The organism is Flavobacterium piscis, assembly GCF_031457575.1.
Taxonomy (GTDB): Bacteria; Bacteroidota; Bacteroidia; order Flavobacteriales; family Flavobacteriaceae; genus Flavobacterium; species Flavobacterium piscis_A.
On the sequence record NZ_JAVDWQ010000006.1, the window covers coordinates 160,841 to 181,985 of the forward strand.

12 protein-coding genes are annotated in these 21,145 nt (G+C 38.3%); all 12 read left to right on the forward strand.

Features of this window, described 5'->3' with window-relative positions; genetic code table 11:
* Window positions 1-13 precede the first annotated feature (13 nt).
* The 12 genes from J2W48_RS10855 to J2W48_RS10910 all read left to right on the forward strand — a co-directional run bounded on the left by J2W48_RS10855 (window position 14) and on the right by J2W48_RS10910 (window position 20,846).
* The gene (locus tag J2W48_RS10855) at window positions 14-1,600 is read left to right on the forward strand and encodes a RagB/SusD family nutrient uptake outer membrane protein (protein ID WP_310281169.1); all 1,587 of its coding nucleotides are present in this window, start codon (window positions 14-16) and stop codon (window positions 1,598-1,600) included.
* Window positions 1,601-1,619: 19 nt separating this feature from the next.
* The gene (locus tag J2W48_RS10860) at window positions 1,620-3,134 is read left to right on the forward strand and encodes a glycan-binding surface protein (protein ID WP_310281171.1); all 1,515 of its coding nucleotides are present in this window, start codon (window positions 1,620-1,622) and stop codon (window positions 3,132-3,134) included.
* A gap of 97 nt (window positions 3,135-3,231) precedes the next feature.
* Window positions 3,232-4,707, forward strand: coding sequence for a cellulase family glycosylhydrolase (locus J2W48_RS10865; protein ID WP_310281173.1), 1,476 nt, complete (start codon window positions 3,232-3,234; stop codon window positions 4,705-4,707).
* 532 nt (window positions 4,708-5,239) lie between these two features.
* A complete protein-coding gene (locus J2W48_RS10870; protein WP_310281175.1) occupies window positions 5,240-6,805 on the forward strand; it encodes a glycoside hydrolase family 43 protein in 1,566 nt (521 codons plus the stop codon).
* Between the two features lie 156 nt (window positions 6,806-6,961).
* Complete coding sequence (locus J2W48_RS10875) at window positions 6,962-9,388, forward strand: T9SS type A sorting domain-containing protein (protein ID WP_310281177.1); 2,427 nt, start codon at window positions 6,962-6,964, stop codon at window positions 9,386-9,388.
* 52 nt (window positions 9,389-9,440) lie between these two features.
* Window positions 9,441-11,081, forward strand: coding sequence for an alpha-L-fucosidase (locus tag J2W48_RS10880; RefSeq protein WP_310281179.1), 1,641 nt, complete (start codon window positions 9,441-9,443; stop codon window positions 11,079-11,081).
* A 21-nt stretch (window positions 11,082-11,102) separates the two neighbouring features.
* Entirely contained in the window at window positions 11,103-12,266 is a 1,164-nt protein-coding gene (locus tag J2W48_RS10885) for a sialate O-acetylesterase (RefSeq protein WP_310281181.1), read from the forward strand.
* Between the two features lie 319 nt (window positions 12,267-12,585).
* A complete protein-coding gene (locus J2W48_RS10890) occupies window positions 12,586-12,876 on the forward strand; it encodes a hypothetical protein (protein WP_310281341.1) in 291 nt (96 codons plus the stop codon).
* A gap of 90 nt (window positions 12,877-12,966) precedes the next feature.
* Window positions 12,967-13,899, forward strand: coding sequence for an alpha/beta hydrolase (locus J2W48_RS10895; RefSeq protein WP_310281183.1), 933 nt, complete (start codon window positions 12,967-12,969; stop codon window positions 13,897-13,899).
* A 457-nt stretch (window positions 13,900-14,356) separates the two neighbouring features.
* Entirely contained in the window at window positions 14,357-16,339 is a 1,983-nt protein-coding gene (locus J2W48_RS10900) for a glycoside hydrolase family 97 protein (protein ID WP_310281185.1), read from the forward strand.
* A gap of 84 nt (window positions 16,340-16,423) precedes the next feature.
* Window positions 16,424-18,625 carry a glycoside hydrolase family 3 C-terminal domain-containing protein gene (locus J2W48_RS10905; RefSeq protein ID WP_310281187.1) on the forward strand — a complete coding sequence of 734 codons (2,202 nt, stop codon included), beginning with the start codon at window positions 16,424-16,426 and terminating at the stop codon, window positions 18,623-18,625.
* Between the two features lie 430 nt (window positions 18,626-19,055).
* Window positions 19,056-20,846 (forward strand): glycoside hydrolase family 2 protein, encoded by a 1,791-nt coding sequence (locus J2W48_RS10910; protein WP_310281189.1) that lies wholly within the window; start codon window positions 19,056-19,058, stop codon window positions 20,844-20,846.
* The last annotated feature ends 299 nt before the right edge of the window (window positions 20,847-21,145 follow it).

Sequence of the window (21,145 nt, forward strand, 5' to 3'; positions counted from 1 at the left end):
AAACTTAACAGATATGAAATCAATTTATAAAATAACTATTTTAACCCTGTTGGGCGTACTGGTTTTGAGCGGCTGCGCGGATGATTTTCTTGATCGTCCTAATCTGTCAGAGACAAACACTGAAAATTTTTATAAGACAAAGAAAGAAATCAGGCTGGCTACGGCGGGACTTTATGGCGGTAAAGTATGGGGACAATGGCATAATCAGGCCTATCTTCCATTAGGGGATATATTAAGCGGAAACCTTTATCTACAATACCAGGGGGCAGATCTGGTGCAGCTTAATACTTTTACCCTTTCAGGATCTAATGGACGTTTAACAATCGGCTGGACAGGACTATATATTATAGTGGCACACTGTAACAGCACAATTAAAGGTATTAATGAAAATACGCCGGAAACAGTTTCTGCCGCAGATAAAAATGCCGGACTGGCTGAGGCAAGATTTATACGTGCGATGGCCTACTATCATCTTGCCATGTTGTGGGGAGAAGTGCCTATTATTGAAGATAATACGAAGTTGATAAAATCACCTTTGGTAAATAAAAGCAGAACAGCAGATGTCTACCGGTTTATTACTGAAGATTTAACTTTTGCTGCCGAAAATCTTCCTAAAACTGATGAGAAAGGCAGGGTTACCAGCTGGTCAGCAAAAGGGATGTTAAGTAAAGTATACTTGACTATGTCAGGATTAGGACAAATGGGAGGTATGCGTAATGAGGAATACTTAGACAAGGCAAAATTCTATGCAAAGGATGTAATCGAAAATAGCGGTCTGGCTTTGCTTCCTGATTATGCCAATCTTTTTAAGACGCAATATAATGATAATCCTGAGTCATTATTTGCATTGCAATGGTCAAGTATCAGTAGTGGATGGAATGAAGGTAATCAATTGTTGACCTACTCGCCAAGTGTTGAGATTAATCCACAAAAATCATCAGCGTGGGGATCTCCGGCACCTAGTTATGATTTGTATCTGGCTTATACGGAGCAGGATTCTGTAAGACGTAAAGCGAGTATTATGCTGACAGGGGACCATTATGCCGAATTAAATGCTGCAGGAGGTGGTTATACTGCCACTGCACCGGGTATGAAAAAGCATATTATTGGTAATGAAGTAGATAATAATTCACCTACAATGACAGCTACATCTTCTATAGAGCATAATTCATTATTAAGATTGGCAGATATTTATTTAATATATGCAGATGCTGTCCTTGGTAATAATGCTTCTACAACTGATGCTGCCGCATTAACCTATTTTAATAAGGTAAGAACACGTGCAGGTGTTGATCCGGTAACAGTACTTAACACAGATGTTATCCTGAATGAAAGAAGAGTTGAGTTTGCTTGTGAAGGAGAATATTGGTATGATTTGGTAAGGCTTTCTTATTATAATCCTCAAAAAGCAGTTAGTATTCTCGGTAATCAAAAAAGGGTTCCGTTTGATTATGTAAAATCTACCGCAATAGCTACACCTAAAGATCCTATTGCGCCTATTTCTCCGGCTACCTTCGGTACTTTTACTTTAGAGTTGCCTGCATCAGAGATAATTGCTAATCCTAAATTGAACGAACCAGCAGTGCCTTATTATGAATAATGATAAAAAATATATAGATATGAAAAAAATATTAAATAACCGTATTAGTCATTTGCTTTTTTTAAGCATGATGCTGATTATTACAATACTGACATCTTGTAATAACGATGATGATGCAAATGGTACCCCTGTTATTGCAGCAGTAAGGAATTATGCGCCCGCTCCTAATGATACATTAGTGACAAGTATTGTACCTGGGCAATGGATTGTAATTCATGGGAAGAATCTAAAAGGAGCTATTCAGATAAGTATAAATGGTAGTCCTGCTCAGTTTGATGCCGCATTGTTTTCAGATAAAACAGCTGTTTTGCAAGTTCCAATGTCTGTACCATTTAATAATGTTGATCCGGAAGTTATAAATACCATAAAATATGTCACGAACGAAGGAACAACTACTTATAAATTTAAAGTAAATGCACCGCCAGCTACTATCACAGGTAATTCATTGCTTGCTAGTAATAAGGTAGGAGATTCGATTTATATTTATGGTACTAATTTATATTTGATAGAAAAATTGACGATAGGAGGTGTAGATATAGCACCACTAAAAACCGTAAGCAATGGTAGTTCTATCGGATTCGTGTTTCCAGAAATTAATGCACCACAGCCTTGGGAAGCGGTTGTTGTTGCTGCATCAGGTACTTATACTTTTAGTATTAGTATTCAACCGGAAATTTTGGCTGTTTCCTATGTAAATCCTTCGCAAGGTGACATAGTAAGAGTGTATGGTAAAAATTTGAATGGGGTTACAAATTTAAAATTTGGAGGTGCTACTATTTCTTCAGGGATTACAGAATCTCCTGATGGTTTCTGGATTCAGTTTGTAGCACCGAACAAGTCGAGTTACGCTGGCGGACCGGTAACTATTACTTCTACGTATGGAACCGTTACTACCGCTTATGACGTTAATAACAATGGTGTTAAGGGCGGTCTTTTAGCAACTTTTGAATGGGATGCTACCTATTTTGGTTATACTTGGTGGCAACATCTTAAAATAGGGAGTAGTTTATTAGACTTTAATGGTTCGATGGGAACAAGTACAAGTCAGGTAGGTTATTTTGATACTCCTATTTTAGCAGCAGGAGAATCAAATTTTGCCAATATGGGTAGTTCTGCTTCTGGTAATTATTGGATACCTGTGGCAAATATTTCAGATCCTGTTGAAAAATGGGGGCTTCAATTTGATATAAGTGTGGCTAAACCATGGAATGGTAGTACGCTTTATTTTCAAACGGCATTTGCTGGGGATACTTATGTAGCGCGTTATGAACCATGGAAAATTCCTGCTTCTAATAAGACACTTGATTTTAAAACGGATGGTTGGCAAACTGTAATCATTCCTTTATCTGAATTCAGAAAAAAGGATGCTGATAATGTTCTTGGAAATGGAGTTTCACTTACGAGTTTGAGTAGTCTATTAGGACCTACCGGTTCTAGTAATTATGTTATTACCCTTAAAAATTTTGGTACTGCATCAACTAAAACAGGGTTTTATGCGGCAATTGATAATATCAGAGTAGTCAAAATTAAATAATTAAATATTGTAATAACGATTAGAACCTGCGGTGTTCAATGAAAGTTAATTTTCCGCAGGTTTTTTTAAAATGAATAATAATTAAAAATAAAACAAAATGAAGAATAAACATTTTTACAAAATTCTAATGCTCCTTGTTGTCATGGTATTTTCTGTATCTTGTTCAAAAGATGATGAAGCACCAGAACTAACAGTTTCAACAAAAAACCTTTCTTTTGAAACTGAAGGGGGGACATCTGAGGAAGTTACTATTACCACAAACAGAACATGGAGTGCTAGTAATGCGGCAACATCGTGGTTAAAGTTAAGTAAAGCGAGTGGTAATAATGGGACAACAACAATAACATTAACAGCGACAAGTAACGAAACTGTATCTACCCGATCTGCTGTAGTATCAATAGAATCAAGCAATGGTCAGGCCCGAAGAATTGCAGTTACACAAACAGGCAGTTTATACCCAAGTTACAATCTGAGTCCAAAGCCAGCTGATGCCACGGGAATGAGTAGTACAGCTGTAGAATTGGCAGCCAAAATGGGACTGGGAATCAATATAGGCAATACAATGGAAGCTTTAGGCGGAGAGACAGCCTGGGGTAATCCGAAAATTACAGAAGAATATATTAAATTTTTGAAAGCGAAAGGTTTTAAGAATGTGCGTATTCCATGTTCTTGGGTTCAGGGATACCTAAGTGATGAGTCGAAAATGAAAATTGATGAGCAGTGGCTTAACAGAGTGCACCAAGTTGTAAAATGGTGTGTTGAAAATGATATGTATGTAATGCTGAATATTCACTGGGATGGTGGATGGCTGGAACATAACGTTATTGCTGCTAAAAAAGACATTACAAATGCGAAACAGAAAGCCTTGTGGGAACAGATAGCAACTAAAATGAGAGATTTTGATGAACATCTTATTTTAGCTGGTGCCAATGAACCGCCTTCTAAAGATGCTCAGGAAATGGCAATTCTTAATAGCTACCATGAAACGTTTATTAAAGCAGTTAGAGCTACAGGCGGAAAGAATAGTTACCGTACATTAGTTGTACAGGGACCTGGTACAAACGCTGTTAGAACGTATGAATTGATGAACCTTCCTTATGATGCTGTACCTAATCGTATGATGGTCGAAGTACATGAATATACACCTTCTCAGTTCGCCTTTGTAGACAAAGAGGTACTTGGTACATGGGAAGTGCCAGTTTTCTACTGGGGGGCAGGTAACCATTCTACTATTGAACCAAATCGTAATGCTACTTATGGAGAAGAGGCTACGATTCTTGAATCATTCAAAAAATTAAAAGAGAAATTTATTGATAAAGGCGTGCCGGTAGTATTGGGTGAGTATGCTGCGATGAGACGTGATAAATCTATTAGTCCATGGATTAAATTTGTCCCGAAAGATATGGATATGCACAACAAATCTGTTGATTACTGGAATACTTTTATCACAAAACAGTGTAAAATCAACGGTGTAGTCCCAATGTATTGGGAGGTTGGAAATGTTATGGACAGAAATAATAATACAGTAAAAGATCAAGCCATGGTTAATGCTCTTATTGCAGGGTTTAACTAAATAAAATACTTTTTTTTTCAGGGCAATCATGCATTGATGGCTTTTAAAAACGGGACTGATTTAAATATCTGTGACTCTTAGGAGTCACAGATTTACTTTACATAATGAATGTTACAATCACAATGAATAGTAAAAAATGTTAGATGTTTGAAAGGATGTCAATAAAAATCAATAATTAAATAGGAAAGGCTTGAAAGGCAACACTAAAAGACTATTGTACAAGGCGTTTTTTTAAACAAATAGATTAATGAATCGTATTCTTAAACACAATTATTAATATTTAAAACTCTTGTAAAATGAAAAAAATTACATTACTCTAAATGAAAAAATATTACCTAATATTTCTAATAATTTTGACCGCTTTTGCTACCCATGTTCAGACAGATTGGAAGGATGTTCAAATTAGAGGGTGGGTTTTGTTACCGGAATTATCTATAGTCAGAAGTAAATTTGAAATATACTTCGTATAGCCTAAGTTTTTTTGTCATTCATAGTCTTGGAGTGAAATAGTCATTTAAATAAAATAATCATTATGAAGATTCTCTTTTTTAAAGAAAATAAAAGCATGTATATAAAAAAAAAAGTTTTAAGTACAATCGTCATTATGTCTTTTCTGGGATGTAATGAATTCGCAGTAGCTCAGTCAAAAACAAATAAAACAAAAGAGGTTAAAGAAAACCTGATAGAAAAATTTGCGAATGTTTCGCCGAAACTTAGCTCTAATAACGCGAATCCTTTATTGGACTTTATGTTTACGGCCGACCCTACAGCTATAGAATATAAGGGGAGGATCTATGTTTATGCTACCAATGATCATCAACAGTATGAGAATGTAGGAAGGGATGGTAAAAACACATATCATCTTATCCGTTCATTGGTTATGATGTCTTCTGATGACATGGTAAACTGGACGTATCATGGTCTTATAAATACAGCGGAAATTTCGCCATGGACTCAAAATTCATGGGCTCCTTCAATTACGTCCAGAATAGAAGCGGATGGAAAGACACATTTCTATTTGTACTACTCCAATAGTGGTATAGGAACAGCTATGCTTACCTCTACTTCTCCTGTTGGACCATGGAGCGACCCATTAGGAAAAAACATAGTTGATCGTTCTGTACCTGGGGTGAATTGCGAGTCTCCATTCGATCCAGGAGTAGTTATAGATGATCAAGGTATTGGTTGGCTGGCTTTTGGAGGGGGAACACCTAAAACAGAATATATGCCGGGTAATTCCCGTATTGTTAAACTAGGAGAAGATATGACTAGTCTTGCTAGTGATATTGCTGAGATACCTGCTCCTTATTGTTTTGAAGCAAGCGAGCTTAACTTTATGAATGGAACCTGGGTTTATACTTTTAATACAAGTTGGAAACCACGCACGGAATGGCCTTATGACAATATTGACAAACCCAGCCAATGCAGTATGTCTTATATGACAAGTAAAACCCCCTTAGATTCGGACAGCTGGAAGTATCGTGATAGCTACTTTAAGAATCCAGGTGATTATAAAGTGGGACCTTATACAAATAACCACACGCATCTGTTTCAATTCAAAGGGAAATACTATATCGCTTACCACTCGATGTATTTACAGGATTATTTAGGCACAAAAGGTGGTTTTCGCAATGTAAGTATCGATGAAATACAGGTGGATGAAAAAAACGTGCACATACACATGGGCGAGGCGACTTATAAGGGGGCTTCTCAACTTAATCCATTGAATCCATTCGTTATCCAACAAGCAGAAACCACTGCTGCTACTTCGGGACAAGTTCAATTTGAAACTGTTGGGAATGTGGGCAATATGGTTGCCAAAGGAAAAACAGACAAACAATGTCTCATGGTTCGAGGAGCCGATTTCAGCAAACAGATTCCTTCCAAATTCGAAGCCAGAGTAAAAGGAAAAGGTAAAATTGATGTTTATGTAAATAATCTTAAAGGTACTCCTCTCGTTTCCCTTGTATCTGATGGGAAGGAATGGACTACGCTTTCAAAGAAAATTGCACTGAAAATAAATAAAGGAGTAGGGAACATCTATTTTGTATTTAACGGTGAGGGTTTTTTGTTTGATGAATGGAAATTCATTTATTAATCTGCTACTGGTCTTGTCAGCAGCAGCGTTTATTTATTCCCATGCTTTCTTGTTGGTGATAACAACAAGGAAGAAAAGTTAATAAAACTTTTTTGAGTTCAGATGATTCAGAATTTGAAACAGAAAAGATAGAATAATAATATTAAAATATTAAATATGAAAAACTATATACATAATGTAAAAGTTTTCTTTCTACACCTTGTTTTGGTATTTAGCCCGGTTTTAACAAACGCCCAGACTTATACATGGAAGAATGCACCCATCGGCGGAGGCGGATTTGTGACGGGAATCATTACCCACCAAACATCCGGCGATAAGTATTGCCGAACGGATGTGGGCGGAGCCTATCGCTGGGATGCCGCGAATAATAAATGGGTTCAACTACTCGACTGGTTGAAGGAGTCAGAAGGCGGATTTTATGGAGTGGAATCTTTGGCACTGGATCCGCAGAATTCCAATAACGTTTATATGCTTTGCGGCATCGAGTATATGAACAACGGAAGAACGGCTATATTGAAATCCACCGACAAAGGAAATACTTTCACGTATACCGATGTTACCTCCAAATTTAAGGCGCATGGTAATGGGAGCGGGCGAGGTAACGGAGAACGTCTTGCCGTAGATCCCAAAAACAGCAACATATTATTCTGTGGTACCAGAAAGAATGGACTATGGAAAAGTACGGATGCCGGCGTTATCTGGAACCTCGCCTGGAGTGGTGTCACTACCACTGCTAATGGTAATGGGATATGTTTTGTCCTCTTTGATCCTTCAGGCAGTGTGGTAAACGGCGTTAGTCAAACCATTTACATTGGCGTTTCCCGCACGGGCAGCGCGAACATTTATAAAAGTACAGACGGAGGTGCCACCTTTATAGACATTTCCGCAACCACTGGTTTTATGCCGCATCGGGTTGCTTTGCAGGGAACTACTATGTATGCCACCTATGCGGATGGTGCAGGTCCGGCCACCAATGGCGATGGGAAGTTATATAAGCTCAACACGGCTACCGGTGTGTGGACAAACGTTACCCCTGTTAGTTGGAAGGACCATTCATACGGCGGAGTAAGTATAGACCCAACTAATGTAAACCGGGTAATAGTTTCTTCCTGTGGCAGTTATACTAACAACCAGTTCGGTACCGGATGGGGAGACTTTGTTTTCCTTTCTATCGATGGAGGATCGACCTGGACACTTAAAAACGGCACCAACGCCTCCTATGATGCTAACGGTATGGAATGGTCAAGGGGAGGAGCGGTTAACTGGATGGACTGTATCGAGTTTGACCTTTCGAATCCTTCAATAGTACGGGTAATCGGCGGAGGTGGCGTATATACGTGTTCTGATATCACAGCCGCAAATCCATCATGGAAATACGATGTGATTGGAATTGAAGAAACAGCATTGCTTGACGTGACAAGCATTCCCGGAGGCCCGGTTATTTCCTCTTTCGGAGACGTAACCGGCTTTGTGCATGAACCGCTGACTTCTTATCCTTCAACCAGACTTTCTCCTTTAGGTGGTTATAATAACAATAGCATTGCTTATGCTGCTGCCAACCCAAGCAAAGTAGTAAGAATTGCCAATGAGGGAAATGTGGTTTACTATTCCAACGATAAGGGTGCTACATGGACGGCAGCCGCTACCAATATGGGTACTGCAGGAAGGGTGGCCGTCAGCGCTGATGGAGGCACAATCTTGCATTGCCCCTGGGGGTCCTCAACCACCTACTATTCGACCAACAATGGAGGAACTTGGTCGAGTTGTTCGGGTGTATCTCTCGGAAATGCTGCTCCGGTGGCCGACCAGGTAAATACCAATTACTTCTACATCTACCATCCATCAAGTGGCCAGTTGTTAAGAAGCACCAATAAGGGAGTCAGTTTTTCAGTAGCAGGTACTCCGGGTGCGTCAACAGCAAATCATCCGTGGGAATCGGCCCTGGCCCGGACAGTGCCCGGTCTTGAAGGCAATATCTGGATACCACTTGGCCGCAATGGATTAAAATATTCGACCAACGCCGGATCCATTTATACAACCGTTGCCAATGTAACTTATTGCAAAGCTGTCGGGATAGGAAAGGCAATATCCGGAGCCAGCTATCCTACTGTTTTCATCTGGGGAACAGTTTCAGGTGTGACAGGCCTTTTCAGGTCTACCGATCAGGGTGCCACATGGGCCAGGATAAATGATGATGCCAACGAATTTGGTGGTGCCTCATTCCTGATAGGAGACATGAATGTTGCCGGAAGAGTATTCATGGGTCCCGGCGGAGCAAGAGGTTTAATTTATTGGGATACTGCTGCCTTGTCTGTAGATGATATTTCAGGGGAGTCAAACTTTTCGATAGATTTTTATCCAAATCCATTTGTTAATGGTTTTAAGGTTGAAGCTGCAAAATCGAATGAACCAATTCGTGTTCGCATTTTTGATATTACGGGAAAAAAAGTAGAAGAAAAAGAATCCACTCCTGAATCAGCGCACTTGTTAATGGGATCTTCATTGAAACCAGGATTATACATAGTGCAGGTTGAAGGAGTAAACTCAAATTTCTCAAAATCATTTAAGATTATTAAAAAATAGATCTGTTTGTTGAGATTTGAAAAAATTATAAATATAAAAGTATAAAAGACATATGAAAATTGACCGGTTTATAGTGGTTTGTATCCTGTTTTCACATTTTTTGACAGCTCAGGAAAATTATGTATCGCCAATTAGGGACGGTAATGAACCGGTTGCTGCCGGAAAGTTTGTGCCAACATGGCAATCACTGCAGCAATATAAAACTCCCGAGTGGTTCCAAAACGCTAAATTCGGGATATGGGCGCATTGGGGACCTCAATGCCAACCGGAACAAGGAGACTGGTTTGGAAGATTTATGTATAATGAAGGTGGTGACCAATATAAATGGTTTGTTGAACATTACGGGCATCCATCCAAAGTTGGATTTAAAGAAGTCATTAATGATTGGAAAGCCCAAAATTGGGATCCTGAAAAATTGGTAGCGCTGTACAAACGGGCTGGAGCCCAGTATTTCTTTGCCATGGCAAATCATCATGACAATCTGGATTTGTGGGACAGCAAATACCAGGAATGGAACTCCGTACGCGTAGGACCTAAGAAAGATATTGTAACTGGCTGGTCAAAAGCAGCCAAAAAATATAATCTTCCGTTCGGACTTAGTGTACACGCTTCACATACATGGACGTGGTTTGAAACATCGCAGCGATCAGATAAAAACGGAGCGTTGGTCGGTGTTCCATACGACGGAAAGTTGACCAAAGCCGATGGTAAAGGAACATGGTGGGAAGGGCTTGATCCTGAGGAGCTTTATGCCCAAAATCATCCTTTGAGCGAAAAAAGCGATAAAGACTTATTTGCCCTTTGGGGTCAGTGGGATTGGGGCAATGGTGCATCGATACCTTCGCAGGCTTACTGTGAAAAATTCTATAATCGTACCATAGACCTTATCAACAAGTACAATCCCAATTTGCTTTATTTTGATGATAGTGTACTGCCTCTTCATCCTGTAAGCGATGCAGGATTAAAAATTGCGGCTGATTACTATAATCATAATATGGCAACCCACAATGGAAAGCTGGAGGCTGTCTTGTTCGGGAAAATGCTGAACGATGAACAAAAAAAATGCATGGTATGGGATGTAGAAAGAGGTGCGCCGGATAAAATTGAAAACCTCCCATGGCAAACATGTACCTGTATCGGCGATTGGCACTACAGTAAATCAGTTTATGAAAATAACGGATACAAGTCTGCGGCCACAGTAATCCACATGTTGGTTGATATTGTTAGTAAAAATGGAAACCTGCTGCTTAATATTCCTGTTAAGGGAGACGGTACAATCGATGATAAGGAGGTTGCAATTCTTGAAAAAATAGCGGCCTGGATGGATGTAAACAAAGAAAGTATTTTTGATACACGTCCGTGGAAATTCTATGGTGAAGGACCAGTTTCAGATGCTGTAAAACCGGGAGAATACAAAAGCTTTAATGAGGGAAAAGTAAAGTTTTCTGCCAATGACATCCGCTATAATCAAAATGGGAAAATTCTTTACGCCACTCTTTTAGGAGTGCCTTCCAAGAATATTTGCTTAAAATCGCTTGGCAAAAATAAAAACAAAGCCAAGATTAAGAATATCGAGATCCTTGGCAGTAAAGAAAAACTTTCGTGGAAACAATATGCTGATTCACTGGTAATTATAAAACCGAAGATTATACCGAACGATATTGCAATGGTGCTTAAAATTAAAAGAAAATAAACTTAACAACTAAGAAATAATATGAAAAATTTAATTATTATGAATGCCATGTTTTTTAGCAGAATAATCTTAATAACTCTTTTATGGGTTACCACAACATCATGCGGAAATGCAAATGATGATATAGAACCATTATTGGATATTTCTAAAAAATCGATTTCCTTACCAGCAGAAGGGGGTACAACAGATATAACTGTTACAAGTAATGACCATTGGAGTGTTAATGGTGTAGCATCATGGTTACAATTAAGTAAAACCAGTGGCAATGGTGGTGACATAGCAATTAAGTTGACAGCAGAACTAAATGTTACAGGTTCAACGCGCTCAGCAATATTGAACATTTCCCTCAATAATGGAAAGATCCTACGAACAGTTTATGTATCACAGGTTTCTAAGGATGTTGCTGTTACTCCAAAAGATCCCAATTTTTACATCTTTCTTTGTTTCGGACAATCGAATATGCATGGCGCAGCACCTATTGAAAGTCAGGACAAAGTAGGGAATAGCCGATTCAAGCTGTTACAGCCACTGGATTGCCCCAACCTTAACAGAACAAAAGCAACTTGGTACACTGCTGTTGCACCTACTTGCCAATGCGGTTCAGGTCTTTCACCTGCCGATTATTTTGGAAGGACTATGGTTGAAAAATTACCGGATAATATTACTGTGGGTATTATTAATGTTTCTGTTGCCGGTTGTGATATCAGGCTGTTTGATAAAGATAAGTACCTGGATTATGATTCCACATCTACAGATAGCTGGTTTACTAATCAGATAACTGGTTATAATGGAAGTCCTTATCAGTATCTTATCGACTTGGCAAAATTAGCACAAAAGGATGGTGTGATCAAAGGGATTCTTTTGCATCAGGGAGAAACAAACAATGGTCAGCAACAATGGCCATCCTACGTAAAGAAAATTTATGGAGACATGATGACCGACCTTTCTTTAAATGCTAATTCAGTTCCTCTTTTAGCAGGAGAATTATTTTCCGGTGAAAAAAATTGCTGTTCAGGTATGAATCCGATTATAAGAACGTTGCCTAATGTGATTTCAACGGCACATGTAATTTCTTCAGATGGTTGTACTGGACAAGACAGTGCCCATTTTGATTCTAATGGTTATAGGGAACTGGGCAGAAGATATGGTTTTGAAATGCTGCGTCTGTTAGGGGTTAAACTCTAACGTTTCTTCTTGAGTTTGTTTTGATTATTTAATATTTAAATGTACTAAATATAAAAATGGTCTAAAGAATTGCAAGAACATCAAGTTAAGAGATAAGAGAATAAATTATCTATTATTTATAAGAATGTATTAATAATAATAAAATGAACAGCCGCTAGTACTCAGGTTCGGGAATTTATCGTCATGTTTGGATGGTCGTTACCGATCCTATACATGTTGCACATTGGGGGTGACATTTCAATTCCTGAGGTGTCTTCAAAAAAAGCAGTTATACTGGTAAAAAACCAAGATAAAAAATGAAACAGAATCTGGACAGAGCATTGTTGTAAAAACACTTCTTTCAAACACTTCTAAAAAAGCCGGAAACCGCCAGACACAAGTTGAACTTCCGACTCATAACGAGAAAGAATTAACCCAAACTATACAAGTGTCAAATCCTAGGCTTTGGACTCTGGAAACGCCTTTTTTATATCAGACTCAGATTCAGATTTTAAAAGGTAAAAAAATGGTTGACGAAACAAAGACAGATTTTGGGATTTGTTCTATAAAATTTACAGATGAAAATGGATTTCAGCTAAACGGAAAAACAGTGGCAGTAACACTAGTCTAAAATTTAATTGCTGGAAGAACTAAAAATGAGATTATATACAGCTATAAATATGTTAATGAAAAAAATTAGATAATATTTAGATAAATTAAAATGAGAAGTACCTTAAAAATAAAAAGAATCGGGACAACACTGTTTTTTCTGTTAATGATCGCTGGAGAAACATTTGCCCAAAGTAAAGTAATTAATCTTTGGGACAAGAAAATACCCGGCGCTATTTCTAAATCGGATTATAAAGAGACTAATTCAGAAGACAGCTGGATGCAGTCTGTTACAAATCCAAGACTCGATATGTATCCCGCCCCTTCAGAAAAATCAACAGGCACTGCAGTTATAATCTGTTCTGGCGGGGGCTATGCTGGAATGGCTGTTGGACACGAAGGAAAACAGATTGCGCAGTGGTTAAATGGTCTAGGTATTACAGCATTTGTGTTAAAATATAGATTACCAGATATCAGTATAATGACAGATAAGTCTGCAGGTCCATTGCAAGATGGGCAGCAGGCTGTCCGATTGGTAAGAAGTCATGCCAAAAATTGGGAAATCAATCCAAAAAAAATCGGCATAATGGGTTTTTCCGCAGGTGGGCATCTCGCTTCTAGTCTTTCAGCCCATTTCAATGAAAAAGTATATGATCCAGCTGATACAACTAGTGCACGCCCTGATTTTTCATTGCTGATATATCCTGTAATATCGATGCGGGAGGATATAACACACATGGGATCCAGAGTTAATCTGCTGGGTGAAAATCCTTCTTCGGAACAAGTAAAACATTTTTCAAATGAGTTACAGGTTACTAGTGAAACACCACCGGCATTTTTGGTTCATTCAATGGATGATGCTGCTGTACCAGTAGAAAACAGTATGGAATATGCATTAGCTTTGAAGAAATATAAAATTCCTTGTGAACTTCATATCTACGAAAGAGGAGGGCACGGTTACGGCCTTGCTAAATCCGGCGGTACCGAATCTTATTGGAGCGAGGCATGCAGCAGATGGCTCAAAGAAAGAGGCCTTATTAATTAATAGAGGCAAATCTAATTTTAAAGCAGATGAATATTTTTTCTTAATAGAGATCTTCTTACGAATTATTTACAGATTTAATTTTATACTGATGCATATTGGTAATAATATGATTATTACAACAATTACGGCTATCTTTTGATACAAAATGTACCATAGTTTGGTGTTTTTCTTGTCAAATTTGCTTAATGAAAAAAAAGCGCTTTTACTATAAATCGACCATAGTAAGGTTATGGATAAAAGTAATAGCTGGCAGGGGGGGATGTTATTATGGGTTTTATTCAGAACGATTGTGTTCAGATACTTAAACAGATACATATTAGTTGGCACAGTTGATACCAAAACTGATTTTTCAAGAGATGATATAGGTAAGCTGAACTTTTTCATAGCCTATTTTTAACAATACATTCGAAAGATATCAAAAACACGTAAATAGTAATTATAATAATCAATATATCAAATGAAAAAGATTTTTCTACAGGCAGTTATTTTTATATTTTTATCAGCAAGCGGAGCTGCGCAGGAACTTCACCTGAAGTCTCCAAACGGCAAGATTGACATGGCTTTGGAAAGCGGCGCAAAAATTCGGTGGTCTGTCAAGCATGAAAACACACAAGTTGTAGCACCTTCTGCTATCTCATTAACATTAGGCAGCGGAGTAGTCTTAGGTAACAATGCAAAAGTTGTCGGCAGTAAAAAATCGTATTCGAATACTTTTTTTGAAACGCCTGTTTATAAAAAGAAAACGGTTAACGATGAATATAATCAGCTGACCATAAGCTTTAAGGGTGGTTTTGGTTTGATATTAAGAGCCTACAATGATGGGGCTGCTTATCGTTTTTTTACAACCAGCAAAGAACAGATCGTTATTGAGTCTGAAGAAGCTAATTTTAACTTCAGCGAAGATCATAAAGCTTTTGTTCCTTATGTACGCGACTTAAGGGAAAAAGATATGTATATCTCTGCTTTCGAAGCCACGTATGATGAAATACCCCTCTCTAAATTTGTAAAAGATTCACTGGCTCTTTGCCCGCTTCTGGTCGATTTAGGAAACGGAAAGAAAGCTGCTGTGATAGAAGCTGAACTGGAGGACTATCCGGGTATGTTCTTAACCCGCGGCAGTCAGACACCGTACGGCCTGCAGGGAGTATTTGCCCGTTACCCGAAAGAGGAACGTTTAGGAGGTTATAATAAAATGAACTATATGGTGGTGAAGAGAGAAAATTACATTGCTAAAACAAACGGCAGCCGCAATTTTCCGTGGAGGGCAGTAATAATTAGTGAGAATGACAAAGAGCTACTGAATAATGATATGGTTCAAAAACTTTCTTCACCTTCACAAATTTCGGATATAAGCTGGATAAAAGCCGGCAAAGTTGCCTGGGATTGGTGGAATGACTGGAATCTATCTAAAGTTGATTTTAAAGCCGGGATAAATACGCAGACCTACAAATATTACATTGATTTTGCTTCCAAAAATAACATAGAGTATGTAGTGCTGGACGAGGGGTGGAGTGAAGAAACAAATATACTGAAGATTTCACCCACTATGGATATTGAAGAACTTATCAATTATGGAAAGCAAAAAAATGTTGGAATTATTCTCTGGGCTTCCTGGTATGCCATAAATCTGGTTCTGGATGATGCTTTTTCCAAGTATTCCAAAATGGGAGTAAAGGGTTTTAAAATTGATTTTATAGATCGTGATGATCAAAAAATGGTGAAGTCGATCTATAATATTGCTGAAAAAGCGGCTTCTTATAAACTTCTTATTGACTATCATGGAATGTATAAACCCACTGGTATTCAACGAGTATACCCAAATATTGTCAATTTTGAAGGGGTTAAAGGCTTGGAAAACGCCAAATGGACGCCAAGTGATGATATGCCGCACTATGAAACTGCTATCCCCTTTATAAGAATGCTGGCCGGACCTATGGATTATACACCAGGAGCTATGCGAAATGCGACAAAAGCAGATTTCCGGCCAAGTAATTCGCTTCCTATGAGTCAGGGTACAAGATGCCATCAGCTAGGCATGTATGTTGTTTATGAGTCACCTCTGCAAATGATGGCTGATAGTCCTACGGCATATGAGAAAGAGCCGGAAAGTACCAGTTTTATAGCTAAAATCCCCACCACTTTTGATGATACAGTTGCACTTGACGGAAAGGTTGGAGAATATGCGGCCATCGCCAGAAAAAAAGGCAATGTATGGTTTGTAGGCGGTTTAACAAACTGGTCGGTCAGGGAAATGGAAATAGATCTGTCTTTCCTTGGAAAGGGAAACTTCACGGCAGAAATTTTTAAAGATGGAATTAACGCGGATAAAGATCCTACAGATTATAAACGTGAAATGCTTAAAGTGACAAATACGGATAAATTGACAGTAAATATGGCTGCTGGAGGCGGTTTTGCCATTATAATTCATCCGGAAAAGTAGTTAAAATATCCTGAAATAATCCTCTGTTATTTAAACTAAGCCTGATGATTGTTTAGAACAATAATACAAAAGAATACAAATATCATGAAAAAAAGAAAAATAAGCATTTTAATATTACTATTTAGTCTGTTGTCTGTCTGCGGATGGGCACAAGAGCCTGTTTACCTGGATACAAGTAAACCTATAGAAGTTCGTATAAAAGATGCCTTGTCACGAATGACATTAGAAGAAAAAGTGGCACTTTGCCATGCCCAGTCAAAATTCAGTTCAAAAGGAGTTCCCCGTCTGGGCATTCCGGATGTATGGTCTTCTGATGGATCGCATGGTGTGAGCGATGAGAAATTATGGGATGAATGGAGCGGGGCGCAATGGACAAATGACTCCTGCACCGCTTTTCCTGCATTAACATGTCTTGCGGCAACATTCAATTCCGAGATATCGCTGCTGTATGGTAAATCTATTGGAGAGGAAGCCCGATACCGAAACAAAACCATGTTGTTGGGACCTGGAGTCAATATTTATCGTACCCCGCTCAATGGCCGGAATTTTGAATATATGGGCGAAGATCCTTTTTTGGCCTCACGCATGGTGGTTCCATACATTCAGGGCGTACAGTCCAATGGGGTTGCTGCGTGCGTAAAGCATTTTGCATTGAACAACCAGGAAATTTCCCGTGGCGAAATCAATGTGAATGTAAGCGACCGGGCGCTGCACGAAATTTATCTTCCAGCCTTTAAAGCTGCGGTTCAGGAAGGAAAAGTGTGGTCCATCATGGGCGCCTATAACAAAATATGGAGTGTGCATAGCTGTCACAACGACATTTTGTTGAATAAGATCCTGAAAACTGATTGGAAGTTCGATGGCGTGGTGGTCAGCGACTGGGGCGGCGTACACAATACCGATGAAGCTGTCAATGGCGGACTTGATATTGAGATGGGTACTTATACCAATGGATTGACAACACAAGGACATTTCCCTTTTTCCAGCTATTATTTGGCCGATCCGTTCCTGAAAGGAATTAAATCGAGAGAATATGAAATGTCGAAACTTGATGATAAAGCAAGCCGTATCCTGCGGATGATTTTTCGCACTACCATGAGTGCCAATCGCCCATTTGGACGTTTTGTATCGCCCGAACATAGCTTGGCAGCCAGACAAATAGCAGATGAAGGTATTGTCCTGCTTAAAAATGACAAACAGTTTTTGCCTATTCCACAAGGAAAATACACAAAGATTGCCGTGATAGGCGAAAATGCTGTACGCAGCCTGATTGTTGGGGGAGGTTCTACGTCGCTGAAAGCGGCTTATGAAATTACACCATTAGAGGGATTAAAGAATAAATACGGTGAAGATCATATTGTTTACAGCATGGGATATGCTTCAGGCCGCCCACTATATGGATCGGAAGAGCCTTCTAAATTAAATATAGACTCCTTGCAAACTGCGGCTATTGAAGTTGCCCGTCATGCCGATGTGGTTCTTTTTGTTGGCGGGTTGAATAAAAATTATTTTCAGGATTGTGAAAGTGGTGACCGTCAATCGCTTAGTTTACCATTCGGACAAGATAAACTCATTGAAGCGATACAGAAAGCCAATAAAAATACTGCCGTGATTTTACTAAGCGGAAATGCGGTTTTGATGCCCTGGCTGGATAAAACACCAGCAGTTGTACAAGGTTGGTACCTCGGCTCTGAGGCGGGAAATGCTTTGGCCGATATTATTTCCGGTGAAGTAAACCCTTCAGGGAAACTCCCTGTCTCATTTCCTAAAAAACTGGAAGATGTTGGGGCACATGCCTTTGACAAATCCTGTTATCCGGGTGATGGCGCCAACGTGTATTACAAAGAGGATATTTTAGTTGGATACCGTTGGTTTGATACTAAAAAAATTCCAGTCCTTTTCCCATTCGGATATGGATTGAGTTATACCACATTCCAATACGGAAAACCCACAGTTTCTTCAAAATCAATAACAACAGCCGATTCATTAGTTGTGACAATTCCGGTAAAAAACACAGGAAAAGTTGCGGGCAAAGAAGTGGTACAATTGTATGTCAATGATGAAAAATCGAGTTTGCCCCGTCCGCTTAAAGAACTAAAAGGGTTTGAGAAAATTTCCTTAGAACCGGGAGAGGAAAAAACAGTCAGTTTCACCTTGACAAAAGAGGCTCTTTCTTATTATGATGACAAAAAAAAGGAATGGATTGCAGAACCCGGTAATTTCAAAATTATGATTGGAGCTTCAGCCACCGATATCAGGGGTACAGTTGACTTTATTTTGAAATAAGACATTACAACGATTTTATATGGGTTCACTGCGATTGAAAGCAAGCCCGCTTAATTTGGACGATAATGATTTGCCGATTTTGCAGGACGAAGGCAGGAACATATTGATTTTTTCAGCTGCCACTATGTTCTCATTAAAGAAAACACAGCAGTGAGACGAAGCCGGGATGACAATCTTCTACCCGAGTCAGTCAAATAACGACCTTTTTTAAAAAAATAGAAAAGGCAAGCACAACCGCTTTTCCGTTATAAAATGGGTACACGAGTTCATACAGCATGCGAAGTGGAAATTCCGCATGATACTATGTTATTTGAAAGTTGAAGGTAGTAAGGATTTTTATAATTCTATTATTCTTTGAATGGGAAAGGTTTTAAATTTTTATAAAATCAATATCTTGTATCTGAGTAGAAAAGTATAAAATTTAAAAAAAATGAATCAATTACGAAAAATATTAAGACTGTCAATGATTTTATCGACAGTCATTTCAGCAGGCATAACAAATGCCCAAACAGCAATGGTTAATTTTGAATCCCGCAATTCAACTAGTTTGAATGGGAAATGGAAGATAATGCTTGATCAGGGAAACATTGGCGACTGGAAAAAATTTTGGATAGAACCAAAGCCCGAGAAAAAAACGGATTTTTTCGAATATTCATTTGACGGTGCACCAGAACTGAATGTTCCGGGTGATTTTAACTCGCAGCTGTGTGAGTTGACTTTTTATGAAGGTACTGTATGGTACAAAAAAAAGGTAACCGTTTTGAAGCAGAAGAATTCAAGACAGTTTCTGTATTTTGGTGCAGTAAATTATATTGCAGATGTATATTTGAACGAAGAAAAATTGGGCAGTCATGAGGGAGGCTTCACACCGTTTCAATTTGAAGTTACCGATAAACTAAAAGATGGCGATAATACAATAATTATAAAAGTTGATAACCGTCGTTTAGGGAACGGTATTCCTGGTTACGGCTATGATTGGCTGAATTATGGAGGCATTACACGCGATGTGGAAATTATACAAACCCAAAGAACTTACATCCACGATTATTTTATTCAATTGAAAAAAGGCAGTTTGAATGATGTTTCGGGATGGATTCAGCTAAATGGCGAAAAACCAAACCAAAAGATTACGGTAAGAATACCGGAACTAAATATTGTTTACAGAACAAAAACGAATAACAGTGGTTATGCAAAGCTTGAGTTTTCCTCTCAATTCAAGCTTTGGTCACCTGAAACGCCTAAACTTTACAAAGTAATTGTAGAAAGTGAAACTGATTCTATTGTTGACGAAATTGGTTTTAGGAGTATTGAAACTAAAGGAAGTGAAATCTTACTGAACAAAAAGCCTGTTTTTCTTAAGGCAGTAAATATTCATGAAGAAAATCCAATGAAAAAAGCAAGAGCATTTTCATTGGAAGATGTCAGGATATTGTTGAATTCAGCTAAAGAATTGGGTTGTAATATGGTTAGATTAGCGCATTATCCGCACAGTGAAAATATGATTAAGGAAGCCGAAAAAATGGGGCTGATGGTGTGGAGCGAACTGCCGGTCTACCAGCATATTAAATTTGATGACAGTCTTGTTCCTCAAAAGATAGAACTAATGCTGCAGGAAATGATTAGCAGAGATAAAAACCGATGTGGAGTTGTAATCTGGAGTCTTTCAAATGAAACGTACTCTGGCACTCCAAACAGGGATAAAGCACTTATTGACCTAACTAAAAAATGCAGGGAAATTGATCCTGCCAGATTGGTAACCCACGTTATAAATACACAAGGTTATACAAACAATTCATTCAATGTATGGGACCCACTTTATAATTATTCCGATTTAATAGCTATTAATGAGTACATAGGCTGGTATATTCCCTGGCAGGGAAAACCTTCCGAAGTGAAATGGAAAATAGATTTTTCTAATAAACCTGTATTTATCTCTGAGTTTGGAGGAGAAGCATTATATGGAAACAGAAATGATCCGCCAGACCAAGCTTCTTCCTGGTCTGAACAATATCAGGAGCAGATTTATAAGAATCAGATAGAAATGTTTAACACCATTCCTAATTTAAGTGGTGTTTGTCCTTGGATATTATATGATTACAGATCGTTGGGAAGAATGAATCCAATGTATCAGAAGGGCTATAATAGGAAAGGTTTAATCTCTGAAAATGGTGAAAAGAAAAAAGCCTGGTACATTATGAACGAATATTATAAAAATAATTAAAAATTAAAATGACAGAATGTTGCAGGTGCTATAGGTTTTAAATAAAAAGGATGATCACAAAGACTGCAAAAAATGTAAATAAATAGTAGAAATGAAAGAATTAATCAAAGCAGGTAGTCGACTATTGTATTCAGGCAAACATGTATGTAATCATTAATAGCTACTGGATACGGGTTGGCTCTTGCTAATATTTAGATTTAAACTATGTGAATTAAGTTTATAATCATTTCGTTTTTATAACTCAATACCGAAAATCTAGGAAATGGAGAAATTTCTGTCACCTTGATATTTACTCGAAA